The sequence below is a fragment of the Microtetraspora malaysiensis genome (assembly GCF_001528665.1).
Lineage (GTDB): Bacteria > Actinomycetota > Actinomycetes > Streptosporangiales > Streptosporangiaceae > Microtetraspora_A > Microtetraspora_A malaysiensis.
On record NZ_BBYJ01000031.1, the window covers coordinates 75100 to 98415 of the forward strand.

Consider the following 23316-nt stretch of genomic DNA (forward strand, 5'->3'; position numbering starts at 1 on the left):
CAGAAGATCGACCGCAACCCGGTCGGGGGGAACGCGCCGCGACCCGTTCACAAAGCGCCATCATCTCGGGCCCTTCTGTTCACCAAAGCGCAATCTGCCCAGGGCTAACTGGGTTTGCTCAGTTACATCGGGTTCGCCCATGTTCGATTCAGGTACGACAGCGGGAGACAAAAGCGTGTCTGCACGCATCGCCGGCCTCGTGGCCACCCTTTCCCTGGCCATCCCCTTGAGCGCGGCCTGCGGAGCCGCACCCGCCGAGAACACCTCCTCCGGAGGACCCGACGCGAAGGCCGCCACCTCCGTCGCCGACTTCGGCGGGATGGACAAGCTGGTTGAGGCCGCCAAGAAGGAAGGCAAGCTCAACGTCATCGCGCTGCCCCGCGACTGGGCGAACTACGGGGAACTCCTCGACACCTTCTCGAGCAAGTACGGCATCACGATCACCAGCGACAACCCCGACGGCTCCAGCTCGGACGAGATCAACGCGGTGAAGACGCTCAAGGGCCAGGACCGCGCCCCCGACGTGCTCGACCTCGGCCAGTCCTTCGCCCTGAGCGGCGCCCAGGAGGGCCTGTTCGCGCCGTACAAGGTGCAGACGTGGGACAAGATCCCCGACGGCCAGAAGGCCGCGGACGGCGGCTGGGTCAACGACTACGGCGGCTACGTCTCGATCGGCTGCGACGCCAAGAGGGTGCCGAACTGCCCCCAGACGTACGCCGACCTGCTCAAGCCCGAGTACAAGGGCAAGGTCGCGCTGAACGGCGACCCGACCAAGGCGGGCGCGGCCTTCGCCGGGGTCTACGCCGCGGCTCTGGCCGACGGCGGCTCGTTCGACGACATCCAGCCGGGCCTGGAGTTCTTCAAGAAGCTCAAGGCCGCCGGCAACTTCAACCCCGTCGAGTCCACCCCGGCCACCGTCCAGAACGGTGAGACGCCGATCAGCATCGACTGGGACTACCTCAACGCCGGGTACGCCGACCAGTTCGCGGACAAGGGCGTCGACTGGAAGGTCGTCGTGCCGAGCGACGGCAAGTACTCGCAGTTCTACGCGCAGGCCGTCAACAAGGACGCGCCGCACCCGGCGGCCGCCCGCCTGTGGCAGGAGTTCCTCTTCAGCGCCGAGGGCCAGAACCTCTACCTCAAGGGCTACGCCCGCGCGGTCCTGCTGCCCGCGATGCAGACCGACGGCACGGCCGACGCCGCCGTCGTGGCCAAGCTCCCCACGGTCGAGGGGACGCCCACGTTCGCGAGCGAGGCCCAGATCAACAAGGCCAAGGAGACCCTCGCCTCCGGCTGGGGCGCCGCGGTCTCCGGATGAGCCGTCCCGTAAGTACGGCTTCCGTCCCGGTGCCGGGCCGGAACCGTAAAAGCTCGAGAGGATGGATCGCGACGGCGCCGCTGCTGGCGTTCGTCGCGGTCGTCTTCGGCGCGCCGCTGGTCGTGCTGCTCGGCGGCACGTTCGTCCGCCAGGGGCGGTTCACCGGCGAGAACCTGGCCGAGTCGCTGCAGGGGGCCTATCTCACCGCGCTGATCGGGAGCGTGAAGCTGTCGGCGACGGTCGCGGTGCTCGGCACGGTCCTCGGCGTCTTCCTCGCCCAGGCCGTGGTCGCCTCCCGGCTGCGCCAGGCCGTCCTCACGGCGTCGGGCGTCCTGGCGAACTTCGGCGGGGTGCCGCTGGCGTTCGCCTGGATCGCCACGCTGGGCAACTCCGGCGTCGTCACCCGCGCCCTCGGGCTCGGCGAGCACGGGTGGAGCCTCTACAACTTCTGGGGACTCACCCTGGTCTACCTGTATTTCTCCGTCCCGCTGACGGTTCTCGTCGTCACCCCCGCCCTGGACGGCCTGCGGCCGCAGTGGCGCGAGGCCGCGCTGAACAACGGCGCCTCGGCCTGGCAGTACTGGCGGTATGTGGGCGTGCCCGTGCTCGCGCCGTCACTGCTCGGCGCGGTGGTGCTCCTGTTCGGCAGCGCCTTCGCCGCCTACGCCACAGCCGCGGCGATGGTCGGCACGACGGTGCCGCTGGTCACCCTCCAGATCGCGAACGCGCTGACCGGCAACGTCCTCATCGGCCACGAGAACGTGGCACTCGCGCTCAGCCTCGACATGATCGTGGTCGCCGGGCTGGTCATGGCCGTCTACCTGCCGCTGCAACGGAGGAGCGCCCGATGGCTGCGCTGACGCCGGCCCCGATCGCCGGAAACGCGTCCTCCGCCCCCGGGCGCAAGGAACGGCCGCGGGCCTGGCGCGTGGTCGTGCTGGCGCTGGCCGCGGTGTACTTCCTGGTGCCGATGGCCGCCTCGTTCTGGTTCACGGTGGACGACCCCCAGGGCTTCAGCCTCGACGCCTACGGCCAGATCTTCTCGGCTCCCGGGTTCGCCTCCAGCCTGCTGCTGTCGCTGGCGCTGGCGGTGGCGACCATCGCGGTCGTCCTGCTGCTCGCCCTGCCGGCCATGCTGGCCGTACGACTGGGCGCGCCGCGGCTGCGGCCGGTCCTGGAGGTGGTGTGCACGCTGCCGCTCGTCGTCCCGCCGATCACGTTCGTCGCGGGGATCGGCACCGTGCTGCGGTTCGGGCCGGAATACCTGGCCACAACCCCCTTCTACCAAACGATCATCGCCTTGCAGAACCCGGATTTCCCCGTGGTGCTCGTGCTCGCGTACGTGGTGCTCGCCCTGCCCTACGTCTACCGCTCACTGGACGCGGGGCTGCGCGCGATCGACGTGCGCACGCTCGTGGAGGCGGCGCGCAACTGCGGGGCCTCCTGGCCGCACGTCATGTTCCGGGTGATCGTCCCGAACCTGCGCTCGGCCCTGGCCGGCGCGTCGTTCCTCACGCTGGCGCTGGTGCTCGGGGAGTTCACCGTCGCGCGGCTGCTCAGCTTCCAACCGTTCCCGGTGTGGATCGTCTACATTTCCGGCTCGCAGGCCCAGGTATCGGTCGCCGTCTCGCTGTTCAGCCTGCTGCTCACCTGGCTGGTTCTGCTCGCCGTCTCCCTCGCAGGAAGGAATCGATCATGACCGCGCCCGTCACCGGGGCCACCGGCGAAGCCGTCACGGAGGCCGCCGCCGGAGCCAGGGTGGAGCTTCGCGGGCTGCACCGGCGTTTCGGCGGCACCGTCGCCCTCGACGGCCTGGACCTCGCCGCCGAGCCCGGCGAACTGCTCGCCCTGCTCGGCCCGTCCGGATGCGGCAAGACCACCGCCCTGCGGTGCGTCGCCGGGTTCGAGCACCCCGACGAGGGAGCGGTCCTCATCGACGGCCGGGACATCACCGGCGTGCCCGCCAACCGGCGCGACGCCGGAATGGTGTTCCAGTCCTACAGCCTCTTCCCGAACCTCAACGCCCGGGACAATGTGGCCTTCGGCCTGCGCGTACGCAAGGTCGCGGCGGCCAAACGGCACGCCAGGGCGCAGGAGCTGCTGGAGCTGGTCGGCCTCCCCACCGTCGGCGAGCGGTACCCGCACCAGCTCTCCGGCGGGCAGCAGCAGCGCGTCGCCATCGCCAGGGCGCTCGCGCTCGAACCGCGGGTGCTGCTGCTCGACGAGCCGCTGTCCGCCCTGGACGCCAAGGTCCGCGGCGCGCTCCGTGAGGAGATCCGCCGACTCCAGCTCTCCCTCGGCATCACGACGATCTTCGTGACGCACGACCAGGAGGAGGCGCTGTCGGTCGCCGACCGGGTGGCCGTGCTCCGCGCGGGACGCCTGGAGCAGGTCGCCGCCCCGGCCACGCTGTACGACCGGCCGGCCACGCCGTTCGTCGCCGAGTTCGTCGGCACGATGAACCACGTTCCCGGGGCCGCCTCGGGCGAGCGGGTCACGGTGCTGGGACAGACGCTGCCCGTCGACGGACCGCCCGTCCACGGGCCGGTCGACGTGCTCGTCCGGCCCGAGGCGGTGCTCGCCACCCCCTCGGCCGAGGGCACGGCCACGGTGGTCGCCTCCTCCTTCCGCGGCTCGATCGCGCGCCTGCGCGTCCAGCTCGCGGACGGCGCGGAGCTGCTCGCCGATGTGCCCGGCCACGACTCCGTCCGGCTCGCGCCCGGCGTCACCGTGACCGTCGCCTTCGTCGACCGCCCCGTCCTGGTGTCGGCCGCCGACCTCGAGGGCGCCGACTCCTAGCGGCGGTACATCTGTTTCCCGCGCCGCATGCGTTCAGCCGGTCACCTGGTCAGGACCATCAGCGTGAAGAAGCCGGTGTATTCGCAGAAGTACGACAGGTACGTCCCCTTCTTTCGCAGTTCCTCGCCCTTCGCCTTGCACTTCGCCTCGGACGAGTAATCGCCGTACTTGATCCATGTGGACGCGAGGGCGACCGAGGTGCTCGACGTGCCGGAGCCGGTGACCGCGGCCTCGGCGGGTGCCGCCAGCGCGGAACCCGCCGTCGCCAGGGTGACCGCCGCGAGCGACGTCGCGGCCAATCTGGTGAGCTTGTTCGACATGAGCTGTCCCTTCGGGGTGGGGATCGGCCGTTCCCGGCGAGGCGGGACCCCGCCGCACCGGAATCATGATCATAATCACACTGGCGACCGTAGGTACAGACCACTTACCGACCACTTGACCCGGCTCGACGTCGACGCTCGTGGTGGACCGGATCCGGATGTCCGGGAGATCGCCGCGTCGACGTGGGTCTTCGGGCGGCGGGAACAAGGGGTGGCGGCGCGGGGGTTGGGCACGAGCAAGGAAGTCTCGCAACGGGAGTTTTCATGCGTGCCATAGTCGTCTCCACCCCGGGTGACTCCTCCGTCCTGGAGTACGCCGAGCGGCCTGATCCGGCGCCCGGCCCGGGCGAGGTGCTCGTCCAGGTCGCGGCGAGCGGCGTCAACTTCATCGACGTCTACCATCGGCAGGGGCGCTACCCGCTTCCGCTGCCGTTCGTCCCCGGTTCTGAGGGGGCGGGCACGGTCATCGCGACCGGGGAGGGCGTGACCGACCTGGTCGTGGGCGACGCCGTCGGCTGGGCGAACGCGCTCGGCAGTTACGCCACGCGCGCGGTGGTCTCGGCCGACCAGGCGGTGCCGCTCCCCCGTGGCCTCTCGCCCGAGCTCGCGGCCGCCGTGCTGCTCCAGGGGCTGACCGCCCACTACCTGACCCACTCGGTGTACGCGGTGCGACCGGGAGACGACGTGCTGGTCCACGCGGCGGCCGGCGGCGTGGGGCTGCTGCTCACCCAGATGGCCAAGCTGCTCGGCGCCCGGGTGATCGGCACCGTCTCCACCGAGGCGAAGGAGAAGCTGGCCCGGGAGGCGGGCGCCGACGAGGTGCTGCGCTACGAGAACTTCAGCGAGGCGGTCCACGAGATCACCGGCGCGGGCGTCCACGTCGTCTACGACGGCGTCGGCGCGTCCACGTTCGACGGCTCGCTGGCGTCGCTGCGCCCGCGCGGCATGATGGCCCTGTACGGCGCGGCCAGCGGCCCGGTCCCGCCGGTCGACCCGCAGCGGCTGAACCTGGGCGGCTCGCTGTTCCTGACCCGGCCGTCGCTCGGCCACTACGTCGCGACGCGCGAGGAGCTGCTCGGGCGGGCGGGCGAGCTGCTCGGCTGGGTGGCGTCGGGGGCGCTCAAGGTGCACATCACCGGGCGTTACCCGCTGGCCGAGGCACGCCGGGCGCACGACGACCTGGAGGCCCGCCGCACGACCGGCAAGCTCCTGCTCATCCCCTGAGCCCGAAGGGGTCGTGCCGCCCGTCGGATCCCGCCCGGCCGTCGAGGGGACGGGCGGGCCAGTCGAGCAGGCGCGCCCCGAGCACCGCGGTCTCCAGGGTGAACCGCTGCGTGGGGTCGACCGGGGAGAAGCCGGTGAGCCTGCGCACCCGCTCCAGCCGGTAGGTGACGGCCCGGGTGCTGACGCCGAGCCGGCGCGCGGCGGCCGTGTGGTTCCCGTGGGACGCGAACACGGCCTCCAGGGTGGAGAGCAGCGGCTCCGGTCCGCCGCGCGCCGCCTCCAGCGGGCCGAGCACGGTGCCGACCAGGTCCACGATCGCGCCGTGGTCGCGCAGCAGCACAGGGAAGACCAGCAGGTCGGCCGCCTTGAGCACCTGCGCGCGCAGGCCGAGCCGTTCACCGAGGTCGATCGCGCCGACCGCCTCCCGGTACGACGTGACGATGCCGCCCGGCCCGTGGTGCGGCCGCCCGACACCGGCCCGCCACGCCTCGAGCGACGACCGCACCTGGTGGGTGAACTCCCCCGTCGCCGCCGCCAGCGAGGCGGGCGCGGCGCAGACCAGCATGCCGTCGCGCCCGGCAACGAGGATGTTGTGCGAGCCGAACCTCGCCACCAGCGCCCGTTCGATCCGCCTGACCACGGGGGCGTCCGGCGGCAGCGGGTCCGCCGCCCGCACCACGGTCACGGTGTACGCCTCGGCCAGGCGGAGCCCGAAGTGCTCGGCCTGCCGCGCGTCCGCCCGGCCCTGGAGCAGGTCGTCCACGAACTCCCGGCGCGCCCCCTCCTCCGTGGCGATGGCCGTGAGGTGGGCCTCCTCGTATCCCTCGGCGAAGGCCGAGAGGCCGCGCCGTACGACTCCTAAGATCGCGGCGGTCCCCGGTGTCGCCTGCGTCAGCTCAGCGACGAGGAGGCAGGCGTCGGCGAGGGCGCGCAGCGGGACCCCGCGCTCGGCGGCGAGCGTGCCGCACGCCCTGAGCGCGTCCGTCTCCGCGCGGTCGGGGAGCCGGCCGGTGGCGACGGACGCCGCCAGCGCGGAAAGGTACCCGCCGAGCAGGTCGGCGGGTACCCCGGTCGCCTCGCTCACCCGAACGAGCACGTCCATCAGACTCCTACGTCACGCCGGTCGAACGTGAGGACGGCCACCGCGAGAAGCACGGCCGTCGCCGCCAGCAGGACAAGATAGTCGCCCACCGGCCAGCCCTGATAGATGGGCCTGCCGTCCAGGAAGTAGTGGAACGGCGAGATCACGCGGAGCCAGGAGATCGCGTCCACGCTCTTGCCGAGCGTCTCGACGACGTACCCGCCGATCGCGTAGACCGCGGTCGCCGCCAGGGCGAGCGCCTTGCTCCCGACGGCCGCGCCCAGCGTGAGCGCCAGCGTGCCGAAGAACAGGACCAGCAGGTACAGCCCGACGTGCGCGGCGGCGATGTGGCCGATCGGCACGCCCATGTCATGGACGGCCGACATGACGGCGATCACGAGGAAGGTCGCGAGCCCGACGCCCAGCAGGCCGAGGGCGAGCGCGGCGAACCGTCCGAGGACGAGCCGCCGCCGGCTGATCGGCAGGGTGAGGACCAGCTCCAGCGTGCCGGACTCCTCCGGCCCGGCGACGGCCCGGTTGCCGAGCACCGCCGCGCACATGATCAGCATCATGGGGCCGAACAGCTGGTACGCGATGACCTGGAGGAATCCGGCGCCGGTGGCCAGGTCGGCCAGCCCGCCCATGAGGTCCTTGAGCGCGCCCGGATACTTGGCCAGCGCGGCCTTCTCGTAGAGGTCCGGGTTCGCCGCGATGCTGTCGTAGATCGACAGGTAGAGCAGGAAGAACGCGCAGACCCCGATGGTCCAGCCGATGAGCGCCCTGCGGTAGTCGCCCAGGGTCTTACGCACGAGCGCGGACATGCCCGGCCTCCTCGTCACCGTGCTCTTCCTCGCTGTAGTAGGTGAGAAAGATCTCCTCCAGGTCGGGCTCCGAGCTGACCATGTGGACGACGGTGAACCGCGCCGCCGCCTTGATCAGCGCGTCGGGACGGCCGTCGATGGTGCAGCGCAGGTTCGCGCCCTCGACGACCAGGTCCCGCACGCCCGGCAGGTTCTCGAACGCCTCCCGGGGGACCGGCGCGTCGAAGTGGAACTCGACTTTCCTGACCGCCCGCTCCCTGAGTGCGGCGACGTCCTCGACCGCGACCAGCCGGCCCGAGCGGACGATGCCGACCCGGTCGGAGACGTGCTCCACCTCGGCCAGGACGTGCGAGGACATCAGGACGCTGCGGCCCTCGCGCCTGACCTCGCGGACCATGGCGAGGAACTCCTGCTGGACGAGGGGGTCGAGGCCGCTCGTCGGCTCGTCGAGGATGAGCAGCTCGGGCTCGTGCATGAACGCCTGGATGAGGCCGATCTTCTGCTTGTTGCCCTTGGAGAGCTCGCCCATCCGGGCCGACAGGTCGGCCTCCAGCCGCTCGGCGAGCTCCTCGATGCGGCGGCGCGACGGCCCGCCGCGTACCGCTGCCATGAACTCGAGGTAGGCGCCCGCCTTCTCGCGGCCCTCCACGGCCAGCTCGCCGGGCAGGTAGCCGATCCTGGCCCGCGCCCGGCTGTCGCGCGGATCGAGGCCGAGGACGACGGCCCGGCCCGACGTCGGCCTGATCACGTCGAGGAGCAGCCGGATCGTCGTCGTCTTCCCCGCACCGTTGGGGCCGAGATATCCGAAGACCTCGCCCGGCTGGATCTCCAGGTCGAGGTCGTGCAGGCCCCGTCGTTTCCCGTAGAACTTGGTCAGTCCTTCGGTCTGAACAACCGCTGTCATGACCGGAATGGTCCTCCCACGTGCCTCGCGGAGGAAATGCCCGTCATCGGATATCTGGCGATCTGTTTCTTTCGCGGTTCCGGCAACCAGCCGCGCTCACCCCGGATCGTGGCCGGGGGTCACCGCGCCGCGCTCGCTCCACGCCGGGCCGCCACCGCCCAGCGGGCGCCGACCGCGAACGCCGCCGCCGTCCAGGAGACCGCCCGGGCGAGCCGTACGGCACGGCGGATGTCGGGGACGGCGGGCCGCGGCCCGTCCCCCAGCTCGGGCCGCGCTTCGCGCCGCCCGCCGTAGTCGTTCACGCCGCCGAGCCGTACGCCGAGGGCTCCGGCGAAGGCGGCCTCGCACTGGCCGGAGTTGGGGCTCGGGTGGCGGTGCCCGTCCCTCCGCAGCGCGGCCAGCGCCCGGCGGGACGACCCGCGCGCGACCGGGGCGAGGGCGACGGCGAGCAGGCCGGTCAGCCGGGCCGGGGCGAGGTTGGCCGCGTCGTCGAGCCGGGCGGACGCCCAGCCGAACCGCTCGTGGCGCGGGGAGCGGTGTCCCACCATGGCGTCGAGCGTGTTGATCGCCCGGTAGGCGAGCAGGCCGGGCACCCCCGCCACCGCGCCCCAGAAGAGCGGCGCGACGGCGGCGTCGGAGGTGTTCTCCGCGATCGACTCGACCGTGGCCCGCGCCAGCTCCGGCGCGTCCAGCCGGGAGGGATCCCGCCCGCACAGGTGCGGCAGCCGCGCGCGGGCGGCGGCGAGGTCGCCGGACTCCAGGGACGCGGCCATGTGCGCGCCCTCGCGGCCGAGCGTGGTCCCTCCGAGGACCGCCCAGGTGGCGGCGGCGGTGACGGCGGTACGCGCCAGCGGGCGGCCGCGGGTGAGCCGGTCCGCGGCGACCCCGATCCCGGCGACCGCGCCCACGCAGATCGCGGTGAACAGCGTCCCGCGCGCCCGTGAGTCGGCGTGTATGCGGTTTTCCAGGGCGGCGACGCGGCCGCCGAAGACGGCGACCGGGTGCCCCTTGCGGGGGTCGCCCACGAGGGCGTCGGCCACGACCCCGAGCGCCATCCCCGCGGCGGTGTACCTCTCCGTACGTTTCACGGGGGAATTGTCTCGTGATCGCGTGGAACGTGACCACCGAGCCTCCCGGGAGGGAAACCGGGGGTGGAAGAGTCTATGAAACGCAAAACGACCATGAGTAGAGTCGGTGCAAAACAGTCGTCTTCCCCGTCGCGCATCAATTCGGCTTTGACGGAAAAAGCCGAACATTGTCACATTTTTGCCTGACCGGATATGGGGAGCTCGTGAACCGGGATCCTGCGCCCAGTCGTGTATGTGACCATTGCGGGGCAGATATGGGGAGCCTTCCCTCCTGCCCCCGATGCGGTCGTTCCCTGCCCGCTCCCCAGCCGATCCGGCCGCCGGCGGCGGAGCCGTCCGCGGAAGGCCGGCTCTGGTTGTCCCCGGAGACCTCTCCGTACTGGTCTCCCAAGCCGGTACGGCAGCCGGGCCAGGAGACGCCGGGAGGACCGCGCGCCCCGGAGGGACCGGCGGCATGGGAAGGGCCGCCGCACGCGCCGCGGGGGCGCCGTGCGGCATGGCAAGGACCGCCGACACACGCGCCGCAGGAACACCATGCGGCCTGGGACCCGCCGGGTCCTCGCACGCCCTTCGAGCCCTCGGAACCGTGGCGTCTGCGGAACCGGCGCTGGCCCAAGGTCGCTCTGGGCGTCGTCCCGGCGCTGCTCGCACTCGCGCTCGTGTGGTGGCTGGTCGCCGGGCGGTCCACCGGACCGACGCACACGGGCCCGCCGACCGGCTCGATCGCCACGGCGAGCCCGGACGCCTCGACGGAGCCGACCGCCTCCTCGCCGACGCCCGGCGAAACGCCGGACCCCACCACCACGGAGACCGGAACGGCGGGCGGCTCGGATGAGAAGGCCGGCGGGCAGGCGCGGGCGATCGAGACCCTCCTGGCGGGCAGCCACTCCGCCCGCTCGGGGCTGAGTGGCGCGATCGCGAGCGTGAGCGGCTGCGACGGCTCCGGCGCGGACACGATCGCGTCCATCACCGACAGCCGCCGCGAGCAGCTCGCGTCGGCCCGGGACCTCGACGTGTCGTCCCTGTCCGGCGGCGACAACCTCAAGGCGACGCTGATCGAGGCACTGGACGCCTCGGCGGACGCGGACACCGCCTTCCTGTCCTGGGCGCGGCGGTACCTGAAGGGCGGCTGCACCGGCCCCGTCACCGGCGACGAGGACTACGTCACGGGCCTCGACCGGTCGGCGGACGCCCAGAACGCCAAGACCCGCTTCGTGGAGCAGTGGCGTCCCGTCGCCACGGCGTTCGGTCTCACGCTCTGGCGGGTCGACCAGATCTGACCGCGCGCTCACCCGTTACCCGTTACCGGCGGCGGTGCGGGCGGACCGCGCCCTGCCGTACGGGCGGCGGCTGGCATGCTGGGAGCATGACCGGACGGGAGCTGACCGTCACCGTCGCGCCCGAGCTGCGGCTTTTCCTCTCGTCTCGCCTGCGGCGCACGGAAGCGCGGGCCGGATCGGGAGAGGCCGGCGGAAAGGCAGCGGGAGAGACGGCGCTCCCGGTCCCCTACGACGGCACGTCCTCGCTCGGGCACGTGGTCGAGTCGATCGGCGTTCCGCTCACCGAGGTCGGCGCGCTGGTGGTGGAGGGCCGCCCGGTGCCCCCGGCGTACCGGCCCGCGCCGGGCGAGGCCGTACGGGTGCTCGGGGTCGAGCGGCCGCAGCGGGTGCCCTCGTCCCGGTTCCTGCTCGACGTGCACCTGGGCACGCTGGCCCGGCGGCTGCGGGTCGTCGGCGTCGACACGGCGTACCGCAACGACCTGGACGACGACACGCTGATCGAGCGGGCGAACGCCGAGCGGCGGGTGCTGCTGACCCAGGACCGCGGGCTGCTCCGGCGCAGGGCGCTGTGGCTCGGGGCGTACGTCCGGGGATCACGGCCGGACGAGCAGCTCGCCGACGTGCTGGAGAGGTTCGCGCCGCCGCTGGCCCCGTGGACCCGCTGCACGGCCTGCAACGGGCCGCTGGTCGCGACGGGCAAGGCCGAGGTGGTGCGGAGGCTGCCGCCGGGCACGCGCCGCACCTACGAGACGTTCGCCCGCTGCCCGGCCTGCCACCGGGTCTACTGGCGCGGGGCGCACGGCGACCGCCTGGAGGAGATCATCGCCATGGCGCGCCGAATCGTGTGACTTCGGCCGTACCCCGGGCGACGCCCGGTCAGTGGGAGTCGTACGGCAGTCGCCGCTGGATGAGGAGCAGCCACCCGATCGACGGCAGGATCAGCAGCGCGCCCACGCCGAGCGCGATCAACAGGAACAGGAGCACCCCGGGTCCGGCCGCCGCCTGCTGGTAAGTGAGGGACGGCGGCAGCATCACGGGGTACTGAGCGAGCGGCCACCCCCACATGACCGCGGTCACCGCGAGCACCGCCGTGAGCCGGACCAGCAGGTACCGGCGCGCCAGGAGCAGGCCGAGCGACGCCAGGCCCATGACGGCGCCGGCCACGACCACGGGCAGCGCGCGATGGGTGAGCCCGGTGAAGAGCCTGGGGGCGTCCAGGCGGAGCACGCCGATGCCGGCCACCGCGATCAGGCCCACCACGATCCCGGTGCCGATCGCCCTGCGCCGGAACCCCTCCGGGTCGAGCCCGGCCCGTACGGCGTCGTCGCACAGATAGACGGCGGCGAGATAGGCGCAGACGCCGACCGCGAGCACGCCGCCGTAGATCGAGGTGGGGTTCAACCAGCTGCCGAGCAGGTTCCCCGCGGCCAGGCCGCGCGGCACCCGGCCCGACGCGATCCCCCCGGCGACCGCGCCCAGGAAGAACGGGGTGAACACCGAGGAGATCGCGAACGCGGCGCCGAAGAGGCGCCGCTGCCACCACTGCGTGCTCACCTTGCGGAAGACGAACGCCGAGCCGCGGAAGATGATCCCGAGGGCCGCCCCCGTCAGCGGGATGTAGAGCGTGGACATGACCGCCGCGAACACCGGCGGGAACCCCGTCCACAGGACGACGAGCACGAAGATCAGCCAGACGTGGTTGGCCTCCCAGACCGGCCCGATCGCGTGCTCGATGAGCCGCCGGTTCGCGTGCTCGCGCCCGGCGAGCAGATCCCAGACGCCGCCGCCGAAGTCCGCCCCGGCGAGCAGCGCGTAGAGGGTGATGCCCACCCACAGCACGACCAGCACGATCTGCGCAGTGTCCATCAGGCGTCCATGGCTTGTCCGTCAGGCCCTTTCCTGGGGGGCGACCGCGCGCACCAGCGCGGCCCTGGTCATGACCCGCAGTACGTAGACGGTCGCCACGGTGAGGAGCAGATAGACCAGCAGCACGATGAGGAACCCCACCCACAGGCCGGGCGCGGGGTTCACCGCCTCGACCGTGCGCATCCTGCCGAACGCGATCCAGGGCTGGCGGCCCACCTCGGTCACGATCCAGCCCGCCTCGACGGCGACGACCGCGGCCACCCCGGCGAGCGCGGCCAGCCAGAGGAACAGCCGCGGGCGGGGCAGGTCGCGCCGCCGCCACCACGCGACCGCCAGCCAGGCGGAGATCAGCAGCAGGAAGAACCCGATCGCCACCATCACGTCGAACCCCCAGTGGACCGGGTTGACCGGCGGCCGGTCGGCGCGCGGCACCTGGTCCAGCCCCTTGACCAGGGTCGCGGGGCTGAACCCGACGAGGATCGAGAGCGCGCTCGGCACCTCGACCGCCCAGTGCAGCGTGTCGTTCCGGACCACGCCGCCGAAGCTGAGCGGCGCGTGCGTGCCGGTGCGGAAGAGCGCCTCGGCCGCCGCGAGCTTGGTCGGCTGGTGCTCGGCGAGGACCCGCGCGGCGTAGTCGCCGACGAAGATCTGGATCGGGGAGAGAACCGCGGCGAGCGTGAACGGGATCAGGAAGCCCAGCCGGTGGTAGCGGTCCCGGCGCCCGCGCAGCATCCCGACCGCGTATACGGCCGCGGTGCCGAACCCGGCCACCATGAATGCCGCGATGATCATGTGGACGGTCTGGTGCAGCGTGGCCGGGTTGAACATGGCCGCCATCGGATCGACCCGGGTCACCCGGCCGTTCTCCAGGTCGAAGCCGCGCGGCTGGTTCATCCACGCGTTGGCGGACACGACGAAGAACGCCGACGCCACACCCGCGATCGCGATGGGCAGCCCGCTCAGCAGGTGGATACGCGGCGGCAGCCGGTCCCAGGCGTACAGGTAGATGCCGAGGAAGATCGCCTCGATGAAGAACGCCACGCCCTCAATCGCGAACGGGATCCCGATCACCTGGCCGTACACGTCCATCAGGCCCGGCCACAGCAGGCCCATCTCGAAGCTGAGGATCGTGCCCGACACCGCGCCCACCGCGAAGAGCACGCCGATCCCCTTGGCCCACCGCCGCGCCAGCCGCATGAGGTCGGCGTCGCCGGCCCGCACGGCCCGCCACTCCACGAAGAGGAGCAGGCTGGGCATCCCCACCCCCAGGCAGGCGATGATGATGTGCCACCCGAGCGAGAACCCCATCTGCATCCGGGCCGCGAGCAGGTCGGCCGGGCTGGCCGGGCCCGCCGCGAGGGCGAGCGGGCTCAGCACGGCAGCGCCCGTCGGGATGACATGTCATGGCACGTCCCCACCCGGTATCGCCATCAAACGACACAGCGTACGCGATCGGTGACTTTATGCCATCACATGGTCGAGCGACCGTCGGGGCGCCGGTCGCCGGGACGGCCACGGTGATCACACGCCGACCACCGCCCGCCTGCGGACCAGGAACGGCCCGAGCACCAGCACGTCCACCGGCGTGGAACCGAAGCACTCCAGGGCGTCCCTGGGGTCGTCCGCCATCGGCCGCCCGGACGTGTTCAGGCCGGTGTTGACCACGACCGGCAGCCCGGTGCGGACCTCGAACTCCTCCAGCATCCGGACGAGCAGCGGCTCGCGGGAACGTTCCACGGTCTGGATCCGCGCGGTGCCGTCCACGTGGACCACCGCCGGGATCCGGTCCCGCCACTCCGGCCGCACGTCGTGCACGAACAGCATGTACGGGCTGGACGCCGGCCCCCGGGAGAAGATCTCGGCCGCCCGCTCGGCCAGCACCATGGGCGCGACGGGGCGGAACCGCTCGCGTCCCTTCACCGCGTTCAGCCGTTCGGTGTTGCCGGCCCGGCCGGGGTGGGCGAGCAGGGAGCGGCGGCCGAGCGCGCGCGGGCCGTACTCGCTCCTGCCCTGGAACCAGGCCACGATCCGGTCGGCGGCCAGCTCGGCCGCGACCGCGCCGGCCAGATCGTCGGGGCGGTCGTAGGCCACCCGTGCCACGTCCAGCCAGACGGCCAGCTCCTCGTCCCGCCAGCCGCGCCCGAGGTCGGCGCCCGGCATCGGCGCGACGTTCTCGCCGTACGCGCGGGCCAGATGGAGCGCGCCGCCCAGCGCGGTCCCCGAGTCGCCCGCCGCCGGCTGGACCCAGATGTCCGCGAACGGCCCCTCGGCCAGCAGGCGGGTGTTGGCGGCGCAGTTGAGCGCCACTCCCCCGGCCATCGTCAGATAGCGGGCCGAGGTGCGGTCGTGCAGCCAGCGGGCGAGGTCGAGCAGCACCTCCTCCAGCCGGGCCTGCACGCTCGCGGCCAGGTCGGCGTGCTCGGGCGCCCACACCCCCTGGCCACCCTCGCGGCGCTTGGCGTACCCGGTCCAGTCGATCGGTTCGACCCGGAACCCGCCGTCGCCGGTCGCGTAGACCAGCTCCCGCAGCTCCGGCAGGTGGCGCGGCTCGCCGTAGGCCGCGAGCGCCATCACCTTGTACTCGTCGCCCGAACGGAGGAAGCCGAGGTGCTCGGTCACCTCCTCGTACATCAGCCCGAGGGAGTGCGGGAGCTCCTGGCCGGCCAGGACGGTCAGTTCGCCGTCGCGATAGTGCCCGGCCAGGTGCGAGACCGCCTCCCCGCGCCCGTCGCAGACCAGCACCGCCGACTCGCGGTACGGCGCGGCCAGCCCGGCCGAGGCCGCGTGCGCGATGTGGTGCGGCACGAACCTGACCTGGTCCGGGTCCAACCCGGGCACGGCCGTGGCGAGGAACGCGGGGGCCCTCCGCGCGTATGCGGTGCGCAGGTCCTCCCAATGCTCGTCCGCCCCGGCGAGCCCCGGCCGGACCAGCGCGGGGTCGTAGGAGTAGGCCACGCCGTCGAGGTCGTCGGGGCGCAGTCCGGCCTGGCTCAGGCACCAGGCCACCGCCTCCTCCGGCAGCTCCCAGGCGGAGAACGGCACCGAGCGCTTGCCGTGCTTGCGCCGGCTGAACCGCTCCTCCTCGGCCGCCGCGACGATCTCGCCATCGATGACCAGGGCCGCCGCCGGATCATGGAATATGGCGTTGATCCCCAAGAACCGCATCCGCGTACCTCCGCTCGGAGCGTTCCGATGCTGTTACCGAGAGCAGCGCTTCTGAAACGCCGCCCTGTGTGAAGGCCGGACGAGACAGAAGCGCTACTTGAGGAATGTCACGCTATGTAGCCAGATGGCAGCTGACCCGTGGGCTCCGCCGGACGGTTCAGCGCGCGGTGCTGAGCGCGAGGGCGAAGTCCCCGCCCGGGTCGGAGTACCAGCGGTCCAGGGCGAAGCCCGCCCGCGCAAGCTCCTCCGCCAGCCCGTCGCGGTGGAACTTGGCGCTGATCTCGGTGCGCATCTCCTCGCCCCGGACGAAGTAGACCGTGAGGTCGAGGTCGCGGATGTGGACCCGCATCGGGCGGGTCGCCCGCAGCCGCATCTCCACCCACTCGTTCTCCTCGTCGTACCGGGCCACGTGCGCGAAGTCGTCCGGGACGAAGTCGGCGTTCAGCTCGCGGTTGATGACGTGGAGCACGTTGCGGTTGAAGGCGGCCGTCACCCCCTCGGCGTCGTCGTACGCGCGGATCAGCCGCCCCCTGTCCTTGACCAGGTCGGCCCCGAGCAGGAAGGCGTCGCCGGGCTTGCGGGTGGAGCGCAGCTCGTTCAGGAACACCTCCCTGGCCTCGGGGTCGAGGTTGCCGATGGTCCCGCCCAGGAAGGCGACCATCCCCGGCGGGAGCAGCGACAGGTGCCGTTCGAAGTCCGCGCACACCGGCTGTACGGCCAGGCGGGGGAAGCGCGCCGACAGCCGCCGCGCGCTCGCCCGGAGGGTGACCGCGTCCACGTCCACCGGCATGTAGACGCGCATCTTCGGAAGCAGCAGGGCCGTCTTCTCGCTGGTGCCGGAGCCCAGCTCGATCAGGGTGTCCGAGCCGCTCCTGTGCACGATGTCGGCGGCGTGAGAACGCAGGATCGCCAGCTCACGCCGGGTCGGGTAGTACTCGTCCAGCCGGGTGATCCGGGAGAACAGCTCGCTGCCCACCTCGTCGTAGAACCACTTCGGGGGCAGCCACTTCGGTTCGGAGGTGAGGCCGGTGCGGACGTCTCGTTCCAGTGCCTGGCGCAGATAACCGCCGTCGAGATGGTTGATCACTTCCGCTCCTCGGATACGTGTCAGACGTGCTCAGAGGTGCCTGACGGGTCAGATGCGGGTCACGCTCACGCCGTCGGGGGATGCCACGACCAAAGTGCGGTCATCCACGGCACGCCAGCCCGGCCTGCCGTCCAGGGGCTCGCTCGCCAGGAGCACGCCCTCGTGAACATGGGTGAAAAGGGTGTCGCCCCACGCGGTGGCGACGATCTCGGATCCGCCGCAGACGAGCAGGTTGAGCCGGGCCGCCGGGTCTGTCCGCGCCGCCTCGGTGACGATCCGCGCCACGGCCTCGGCCGCGGGCATCCCCGCGCGGAGCCGCGCGAACACGGCCGCGGCGAGCCACGCCGAGTCGCACAGACTCTCCGGAGTCGCGCCGCCCGCGGCCGGGGCGGCGGCGCCGTTCCAGGAGGCCGCGGCCGGGACCGCCGCCGGGGCCGGCGCTGGGACCGACGCTGGGACCGACGCCGGGACCGACGCTGGGGCCGGCATCTCTCCGTCAGCCCCACCTGCGGGCACGCGTTCCGGGACGGTGACGTCGGCGGACAGCAGCGGGAGGAGGGCGTCGCGCTCCACCCGGCCGTTGTGGCTGAGCAGCCAGCGTCCGTCGGAGAAGGGCGCCGTGGCGCTCTCCTCGATCGGCATCCCGATGGTCGCGGAGCGCACGGCCGCCAGCAGGCAGCCTGACCGCGCCACCGCGGCCAGCCCCGGCAGGTTGGCGTCCGCCCATATGGGGATGGAGCGGCGGTATCGGACCGGCTCGGTCCGCCCGTCGTCGTACCACCCCATGCCGAACCCGTCCGCGTTGACGGTCCCGTACCGCTGCAGCCGGGGCGCGTACGCCTGGTGGAGGAGGCCGTGCTCGGACTCCCCGATCAGCGACGACAGCGGTCGGGGCGGCCCCAGCCAGGCCGCGTGCCTGCACACGGGCGGTCACCCGGCCACGCGGGCGCACCGGAACCCCGCGAAGATCTGCCGCCGGATCGGATAGTCCCAATTCCGGAAGGTCGTACGGATCGCCGCGGAATGAGTGGCCCACGACCCGCCGCGCAGCACACGGTAGGTCTCGCCGAAGAACACCTCGCTGTACTCCGGATACGGGAAGCTGCGGAACCCCGGATAGGGCTGGAACCAGGACGAGGTCCACTCCCACACGTCCCCGATCATCTGTTCCGCGCCGTACGACCCGGCCCCGGCGGGGTACACGCCGACGGGGGCGGGCCGGGCCGCCCGATGGCCGAGGTTGGCCTGGTCCGGCCGCGGGTCGGCGTCCCCCCACGGGAACCTCCGGCCACCGCAGGCCTTCTCCCACTCCGCCTCGGTCGGCAGCCGCTTGCCCGCCCATCGGGCGTACGCGTCGGCCTCATACCAGGAGACATGCTGCACCGGCTCGTCGAGCGGCACCGGCTCCATCCGGCCGAAGCGCCTGCGCCACCAGCCGTCGCCGCCCGCGGCCCGCCGGCCGCCGTTTCCTGTGTGTCCAGCGTGGCTTCCTATATGGCTTCCTATATGGCTTCCTATATGGCTTCCTGTGCGGCGTCCCGCGCCGCCTTCCGCGCGACCGCGGGTCCAGAAGAGCGGGGCGTGGATCCCCTTCTGCCAGACCCACTCCCAGCCCTCGGGGCGCCACCAGCGCGGGTCGTCGTACCCGCCGTCCGCGATGAAGGCGAGGTAGTCGCCATTACTCACCGGCCAGCGGTCGATCCAGTAGCCCGGCAGGTCCATCAGATGGGACGGGCGCTCGTTGTCGTACGCCCAGGGCAGCGCGTCCGTCCCCATGACGAAGGGCCCCGGAGGCACGAACACCTCGTCCTGACCGGACCGCGTCTCGCCCGCGTTCTGGGTACGTCCGGCCGGGAGCTCGCCGTCCTTGATCAGCCCCGGCTCCCCCGAGAGCTGCAGCGTGGCGAGCATCGTCTCGTCGTGCTGGTGCTCGTGCTGCACGACCAGCCCGAACACGAAGCCCCCGGCGCGCAGCGGGTCCGGATCGTCCAGATCGACGGCGTCGAGCACGTCCAGCACCCGGCCCCGGACGCCGGAGATGTAGCGCCGCGCCTCCGCGGGCCCGAGGAGAGGCAGCGAGGGCCGGTCCTTACGCGGATGCTTGAACGCGTCGTAGATGTCGTCGATCTCGGGCCGGAGCGGTGTGATCCCCCCGGCCGCGCGCAGCACCCACAGCTCCTCGTAGTTGCCGACGTGCGCCAGATCCCACACCAGCGGGGACATCAGCGGCGAGTGCTGGCGGACCAGCAGGTCGTCCTCCATGTCGGTGTACGCGAGCGACCGCGCACGCGCGGCGGCCAGTTCGGCGGCGATCAGTTCCTTTCCCGCTGCCGGGGGAGGCGGGGCGTGCCGTTCTCTCATCCGATCTCCTTCGGTGTGGAGACTCCGGGCGCGGCCTGGGGGAAGAAGTCACGGCGGACGCCGTCGCGGCCGTCCGGCGATCACCCGCACATCTCCAGATCGAGGGCGGGGGAACGGCCGGGCTCGATGTACCGGGCGGCGAACCGGCCGACCCGCTCGACCAGCCAGGGATCCGCCCCGAGCCGGGGCAGCGCCTCGACCGCGGCGCGGAAGCAGACCTCGGCCGCCCGCCGCATCCGCGGCTCCGCCAGGCCGAACCGGGCGGCCCGCGCCCAGTCCCCGCGCACCGGCAACGCCGCGTCGAGCGCGGCGTCCGCCGCCCGGTCGTCCGTGACGAGCGCGTGGACGACGGCGACGCAGACGGGCCAGTCCTTCGGCCCCTGGGCGTCGAGGTAGCGGATCTCCATCCACCCCCGCGGCCGCACCGGGGGAAACATGGTCGTGGCGTGGTAGGCCAGGTCGTCGCCGGTCGGCGGCCTGCCCGCGACCCGGGCGAAGTCCCGGTACGGCGAGCCGTCCAAAACCGCGCGGCACGCGACCACGCCGGGGCCTATCGGCGCCCGCCCCCGCCCGCCGCCGTACACGCCGGCCGCGTTCGCGCTGTTCACGTCGTTCGCGCCCGCCTCGTTCGCACCGTTCATGTCGGCTCCGCTCGTGCCGGGCGCGCTCGTGCCGGCCGCGTTCGTCGCAGGCGCGTTCGTCCCGGGCGCGTTCTCGGGCTCGCGGACCAGCATCAGGCGGGCGTCGAGGAGGTATTCGGCCCACTCCTCGGCCGGGTCGCCGCCCATCGCCACCGGGGCGGTCCTGGTCCGGTCGAGGTTGAGCCAGACGGCCTGACGGCCGGACATCCAGCCGTCCCTCGGCGAGTTCGCGAAGGCCGCCACCAGCACCGGACCGAGCAGGTGTGCCCTGTCCCAGCGCGCCCGGGGGTTCGCCCCGAAGTCGAGATTCACCTGCACCGAGGCCGTCGAGCACATCATCAGCCGCCCGTACGGCAGGCCGAGGAACGCCGCCATGGCCTCGTACCGCGGGAGGCGAAGCTGCCGAACCGGTATCCGGATCGAGTCGAGAGCGCGGCTCCCGAGCACCAGCCCCGCCGCCGAGAGGGCGCGCCGTACGGCGTCGATATCCGCGACGAGACCCGCCACGGCCTCGGACAGCGGCAGCGGGGGCGTGGCCAGCTCCAGCTGGCCACCGGGCTCGAACGTGACGCCGCTCCCGCCGGGAAGCGGCGGGAGCGCGTCGGCGACGCGAGCGATGGGCACCTGGCGCGACGGCGTCTCCGCGTCGAAAACCAGGAACTCCAGCTCTACGCCCACCCGGTCCGTTTCGGTGCGCTGGAAGCACCCCCGAGCAAAAGCCTGAACATCAGTCATCGCCCCTCCAGCCACGGGACCAATGTCATCCCCGCTTTGACTGATTTGTAACGCCTGTAGTGAAAAGTGGGCTTTGACGTGCCATGAGACTCATCCCGCGGAGGACCACTCCCGGTCGTCCATGCGGAGGATCGCGACGCCGACAGCGCCGAACGCCAGGAGCAGGATGACCGGGCCCGCGAGCCCGAGCACCAGGTTCCAGGACCTCGCCCCGAAGAGCCAGACGAGCATCCCGACGAGGACACCGGCCGGGAACCACCGGCCCGCCCGCCCGGACCGGGCGTACGCGACCGCGACCGCGACCGCGACCAGGATCAGCCCGAGGAACGAGCCGATCCTTCCGGGCAGCTGCCAGCCGACGATCATCGCGGGACGCATGGCGGCCCCCATGATCTCCTGGGCCTCGGCGACGGGGAACCGCTGGAACATGACGATGTGCCGCCCGCACGCCGGGAGCACGCCGGCCCGCGGCGGGCACGGCCTGCTCGGCATGCGAGAGCGGGTCGCCCTGTTTCACGGCACCCTCACCGCCGGGCCGCTCTCCCCCCGCGGCTATCGCGTGCGGGCGATGATCCCGCTGTGAGCGAGACGATCGACATCCTCATCGCCGACGACCAGGCGATGATCCGCGCCGGGCTTCGGCTGGTGATCGGCACCCAGCCCGACCTCATGGTGACCGGCGAAGCCGCCGACGGGCGGGCCGCGGTCGAGCTGGCCCGGCGGCTACGTCCCGACGTGGTCCTGCTCGACATCGCGATGCCCCGGCTGGACGGCCTCGCCGCCGCCCGCCTGATCCTCGCCAAACTCGGGCTGCGCGACCGCGCCCAGGCCGTCCGGTACGCGTACGAGTCGGGAGTCGTCCGTCCGGGCGATGCCGGTAGCGTTGGGTGACATGACAGCTCTCGATTCCGGCACCATGGGTGCGCACGGCATTGGCGTTGCGACGATCGCCTCTGACGGCACCGTCCTCGACACCTGGTTCCCCGCCCCCACCCTGGGCGACGCCCCCGCAGCGGGGACGCGGCGGCTCGACGCCTCGCAGGCGGGCGAGCTCGCCCCGCTCCTCGGGCGCGACGACGTGCGCGGCGTCGAGGTCGTCGCGGTCGAGACCGGCATCGCGAAGTTGTCCGAGCCGCCCGTGGACACGCATGACCTCTACCTGCGGCTCCACCTGCTGTCCGCCCGGCTGGTCCGCCCGCACGGGCTCAGCCTGGACGGCATCTTCGGTTTGCTCTCCAACGTCGTGTGGACCAACCACGGCCCCTGCGCCGTCGAGGGCTTCGAGAACGCGCGGATCCGCCTGCGCGCCCGCGGCCCGGTGACCGTGTACGGCGTGGACAAGTTCCCCCGCATGGTCGACTACGTCATGCCGTCCGGCGTCCGGATCGCCGACGCCGACCGGGTACGGCTCGGGGCGCATCTCGCCCCCGGCACCACCGTCATGCATGAGGGCTTCGTCAACTACAACGCGGGCACGCTGGGCACCTCGATGGTCGAGGGCCGTATCTCGGCCGGAGTCGTCGTCGGCGACGGTTCCGACGTCGGCGGCGGCGCGTCCATCATGGGCACCCTCTCCGGCGGCGGCAAGGAGGTCATCTCCCTCGGCGAGCGCTGCCTGCTCGGCGCGAACTCCGGCATCGGCATCTCCCTCGGCGACGACTGCGTGGTCGAGGCCGGGCTGTACGTCACCGCCGGCACCAAGGTCACCCTCCCCGACGGCACCACGGTCAAGGCCAAGGAACTGTCCGGCCGCTCCAACATGCTCCTGCGGCGCAACTCGACGACGGGTGCCGTCGAGGTCGTTCCGCGTACGGGCACCGGCATCGAACTCAACGCCGCCCTGCACGCCAACGACTGACCCGGCCCAGCCTCGCCCCGTCACCACCCAGACGGCGCGAGGCGCCCCCTTTGCCCATCCCGACGCCACAGCACAGCGACCGCCCGGTGGCAGCGCGGTCCGGAGCGCGGTCCGAACCGCCGTTCGGAGCGCCGTTCGGAAGACCCACCTTGTGATCATCATTGGCGGGTCCTGGTTCGGGGGCTGATGTAGGTGAAGCCCCAGCGGTTCTTGCCGGTGCGGTGGAGTTGGTAGTGGGTGGGGTTGCGGTAGCGGTCGCGGTTGTGGAACTGGCAGGTGGGTCCGAGGTTGTCCAGGTCGGTGGTGCCGCCGTCGGACCAGTTGGTGATGTGGTCGATCTGGCACAGGTGGGCGGGCATGGGGCAGTGGTCGACCATGCATCGGGTGTAGCGGGTGAGGATGGCGCGGCGTTGTCGTCGGGTGGCGCGGCGGGCGGTGCGTCCGACGTCGAGGACGCAGCCGTCGGCGTCCATGACCAGGCGGGTGAGGCTGGAGGTCTGGGCGAGGCGGTGGATGTCGGTGACGGGCAGGAGCTGTCCGGTGGCGAGCAGCAGCCCGGGCAGTGTGCGTCCTGAGATGAGCCCGCCGGGCGTCGCCCAGTCCGCACCCCGCCCCTGTGCTTGTCCCCGCTCCTGTTCCTGTCCCGGTCCCCGCGCCTGGCCTTGTCCCCGTGCGTGTCCCGGTCCTTGTTTGCGCTGTTCGCCATCGCGGGCAGGCCGATCGTTCGGCCTACCGGCCCGGGTGCCCCGGCCACCCGCACTCTGACCG

At 72.3% G+C, this 23316-nt stretch carries 24 protein-coding genes; 10 read left to right on the forward strand and 14 right to left on the reverse strand.

Annotated elements, in window-relative coordinates:
• Nucleotides 1-175 precede the first annotated feature (175 nt).
• Genes AWQ71_RS33485 through AWQ71_RS33500 form a run of 4 tightly spaced genes read left to right on the forward strand, consistent with a single transcriptional unit; the run spans nucleotide 176 to nucleotide 4117 of the window.
• Nucleotides 176-1318, forward strand: a complete 1143-nt coding sequence (locus tag AWQ71_RS33485) for an ABC transporter substrate-binding protein (RefSeq protein WP_245658742.1) — start codon at nucleotides 176-178, stop codon at nucleotides 1316-1318.
• Entirely contained in the window at nucleotides 1315-2178 is an 864-nt protein-coding gene (locus AWQ71_RS33490) for an ABC transporter permease (RefSeq protein WP_067141159.1), read from the forward strand. The genes AWQ71_RS33485 and AWQ71_RS33490 overlap by 4 nt, the downstream gene beginning before the upstream one ends.
• Complete coding sequence (locus AWQ71_RS33495) at nucleotides 2166-3017, forward strand: ABC transporter permease (RefSeq protein WP_084259576.1); 852 nt, start codon at nucleotides 2166-2168, stop codon at nucleotides 3015-3017. The genes AWQ71_RS33490 and AWQ71_RS33495 overlap by 13 nt, the downstream gene beginning before the upstream one ends.
• A complete protein-coding gene (locus tag AWQ71_RS33500) occupies nucleotides 3014-4117 on the forward strand; it encodes an ABC transporter ATP-binding protein (RefSeq protein WP_067141162.1) in 1104 nt (367 codons plus the stop codon). The genes AWQ71_RS33495 and AWQ71_RS33500 overlap by 4 nt, the downstream gene beginning before the upstream one ends.
• Before the next feature lie 41 nt (nucleotides 4118-4158).
• Here AWQ71_RS33500 and AWQ71_RS33505 read toward each other — a convergent pair whose 3' ends face one another.
• The gene (locus AWQ71_RS33505) at nucleotides 4159-4437 is read right to left on the reverse strand and encodes a hypothetical protein (protein ID WP_067141165.1); all 279 of its coding nucleotides are present in this window, start codon (nucleotides 4435-4437) and stop codon (nucleotides 4159-4161) included.
• 264 nt (nucleotides 4438-4701) lie between these two features.
• On the opposite strand from AWQ71_RS33505, the gene AWQ71_RS33510 reads away from it, so the two are divergent.
• Complete coding sequence (locus AWQ71_RS33510; protein ID WP_067141168.1) at nucleotides 4702-5661, forward strand: quinone oxidoreductase family protein; 960 nt, start codon at nucleotides 4702-4704, stop codon at nucleotides 5659-5661.
• On the opposite strand, the gene AWQ71_RS33515 is transcribed toward AWQ71_RS33510, so the two are convergent.
• The 4 genes from AWQ71_RS33515 to AWQ71_RS33530 all read right to left on the reverse strand — a co-directional run bounded on the left by AWQ71_RS33515 (nucleotide 5651) and on the right by AWQ71_RS33530 (nucleotide 9555).
• Nucleotides 5651-6763 carry a PucR family transcriptional regulator gene (locus tag AWQ71_RS33515; protein WP_067141171.1) on the reverse strand — a complete coding sequence of 371 codons (1113 nt, stop codon included), beginning with the start codon at nucleotides 6761-6763 and terminating at the stop codon, nucleotides 5651-5653. The two genes, AWQ71_RS33510 and AWQ71_RS33515, sit on opposite strands and share 11 nt — an antisense overlap.
• The gene (locus tag AWQ71_RS33520; protein ID WP_067141174.1) at nucleotides 6763-7563 is read right to left on the reverse strand and encodes an ABC transporter permease; all 801 of its coding nucleotides are present in this window, start codon (nucleotides 7561-7563) and stop codon (nucleotides 6763-6765) included. The genes AWQ71_RS33515 and AWQ71_RS33520 overlap by 1 nt, the downstream gene beginning before the upstream one ends.
• Entirely contained in the window at nucleotides 7544-8467 is a 924-nt protein-coding gene (locus AWQ71_RS33525; protein ID WP_067141177.1) for an ABC transporter ATP-binding protein, read from the reverse strand. Before AWQ71_RS33525 ends, AWQ71_RS33520 begins: the two co-directional genes overlap by 20 nt.
• A gap of 119 nt (nucleotides 8468-8586) precedes the next feature.
• Nucleotides 8587-9555, reverse strand: coding sequence for a cobalamin biosynthesis protein (locus AWQ71_RS33530; RefSeq protein ID WP_281196423.1), 969 nt, complete (start codon nucleotides 9553-9555; stop codon nucleotides 8587-8589).
• A 659-nt stretch (nucleotides 9556-10214) separates the two neighbouring features.
• Here AWQ71_RS33530 and AWQ71_RS33535 point away from each other — a divergent pair.
• Both AWQ71_RS33535 and AWQ71_RS33540 read left to right on the forward strand, forming a co-directional pair.
• The gene (locus AWQ71_RS33535; RefSeq protein WP_067141183.1) at nucleotides 10215-10835 is read left to right on the forward strand and encodes a hypothetical protein; all 621 of its coding nucleotides are present in this window, start codon (nucleotides 10215-10217) and stop codon (nucleotides 10833-10835) included.
• A gap of 86 nt (nucleotides 10836-10921) precedes the next feature.
• On the forward strand, nucleotides 10922-11683 hold the full coding sequence (locus AWQ71_RS33540) for a Mut7-C RNAse domain-containing protein (RefSeq protein ID WP_067141187.1): 762 nt from the start codon (nucleotides 10922-10924) through the stop codon (nucleotides 11681-11683).
• Between the two features lie 28 nt (nucleotides 11684-11711).
• On the opposite strand, the gene AWQ71_RS33545 is transcribed toward AWQ71_RS33540, so the two are convergent.
• The 8 genes from AWQ71_RS33545 to AWQ71_RS33585 form a co-directional block, all read right to left on the reverse strand.
• Complete coding sequence (locus AWQ71_RS33545; RefSeq protein ID WP_067141190.1) at nucleotides 11712-12701, reverse strand: cytochrome d ubiquinol oxidase subunit II; 990 nt, start codon at nucleotides 12699-12701, stop codon at nucleotides 11712-11714.
• Nucleotides 12702-12722: 21 nt separating this feature from the next.
• Nucleotides 12723-14078 carry a cytochrome ubiquinol oxidase subunit I gene (locus AWQ71_RS33550; RefSeq protein WP_245658744.1) on the reverse strand — a complete coding sequence of 452 codons (1356 nt, stop codon included), beginning with the start codon at nucleotides 14076-14078 and terminating at the stop codon, nucleotides 12723-12725.
• A gap of 144 nt (nucleotides 14079-14222) precedes the next feature.
• Nucleotides 14223-15866, reverse strand: a complete 1644-nt coding sequence (locus AWQ71_RS33555; protein ID WP_067141193.1) for a carbamoyltransferase family protein — start codon at nucleotides 15864-15866, stop codon at nucleotides 14223-14225.
• Between the two features lie 157 nt (nucleotides 15867-16023).
• The gene (egtD, locus tag AWQ71_RS33560) at nucleotides 16024-16953 is read right to left on the reverse strand and encodes an L-histidine N(alpha)-methyltransferase (protein WP_067141195.1); all 930 of its coding nucleotides are present in this window, start codon (nucleotides 16951-16953) and stop codon (nucleotides 16024-16026) included.
• Between the two features lie 48 nt (nucleotides 16954-17001).
• Nucleotides 17002-17877 (reverse strand): class II glutamine amidotransferase domain-containing protein, encoded by an 876-nt coding sequence (locus AWQ71_RS33565; protein ID WP_067141199.1) that lies wholly within the window; start codon nucleotides 17875-17877, stop codon nucleotides 17002-17004.
• Between the two features lie 6 nt (nucleotides 17878-17883).
• A complete protein-coding gene (egtB, locus tag AWQ71_RS33570) occupies nucleotides 17884-19314 on the reverse strand; it encodes an ergothioneine biosynthesis protein EgtB (RefSeq protein ID WP_067141202.1) in 1431 nt (476 codons plus the stop codon).
• 80 nt (nucleotides 19315-19394) lie between these two features.
• Nucleotides 19395-20690, reverse strand: coding sequence for a glutamate-cysteine ligase family protein (locus AWQ71_RS40915; RefSeq protein ID WP_084259578.1), 1296 nt, complete (start codon nucleotides 20688-20690; stop codon nucleotides 19395-19397).
• A gap of 90 nt (nucleotides 20691-20780) precedes the next feature.
• Nucleotides 20781-21068 (reverse strand): hypothetical protein, encoded by a 288-nt coding sequence (locus AWQ71_RS33585; protein ID WP_157570729.1) that lies wholly within the window; start codon nucleotides 21066-21068, stop codon nucleotides 20781-20783.
• Between AWQ71_RS33585 and AWQ71_RS33590 the strand changes: the two genes are divergently transcribed.
• From AWQ71_RS33590 to dapD, 3 genes are read left to right on the forward strand one after another with little or no spacing between them, the layout of a single operon-like run.
• Entirely contained in the window at nucleotides 21067-21273 is a 207-nt protein-coding gene (locus AWQ71_RS33590; RefSeq protein WP_067141208.1) for an ATP-binding protein, read from the forward strand. The two genes, AWQ71_RS33585 and AWQ71_RS33590, sit on opposite strands and share 2 nt — an antisense overlap.
• Nucleotides 21270-21581: a response regulator transcription factor gene (locus AWQ71_RS44070; RefSeq protein ID WP_067141211.1), complete on the forward strand. Its 312-nt coding sequence runs from the start codon at nucleotides 21270-21272 to the stop codon at nucleotides 21579-21581. Before AWQ71_RS33590 ends, AWQ71_RS44070 begins: the two co-directional genes overlap by 4 nt.
• Before the next feature lies 1 nt (nucleotide 21582).
• Nucleotides 21583-22548, forward strand: a complete 966-nt coding sequence (dapD, locus tag AWQ71_RS33600) for a 2,3,4,5-tetrahydropyridine-2,6-dicarboxylate N-succinyltransferase (RefSeq protein ID WP_067141214.1) — start codon at nucleotides 21583-21585, stop codon at nucleotides 22546-22548.
• Between the two features lie 158 nt (nucleotides 22549-22706).
• Here the strand turns inward: dapD and AWQ71_RS42185 are convergent.
• On the reverse strand, nucleotides 22707-23316 hold a 610-nt coding region (locus AWQ71_RS42185; protein WP_157570730.1), incomplete at its 5' end, for an HNH endonuclease signature motif containing protein.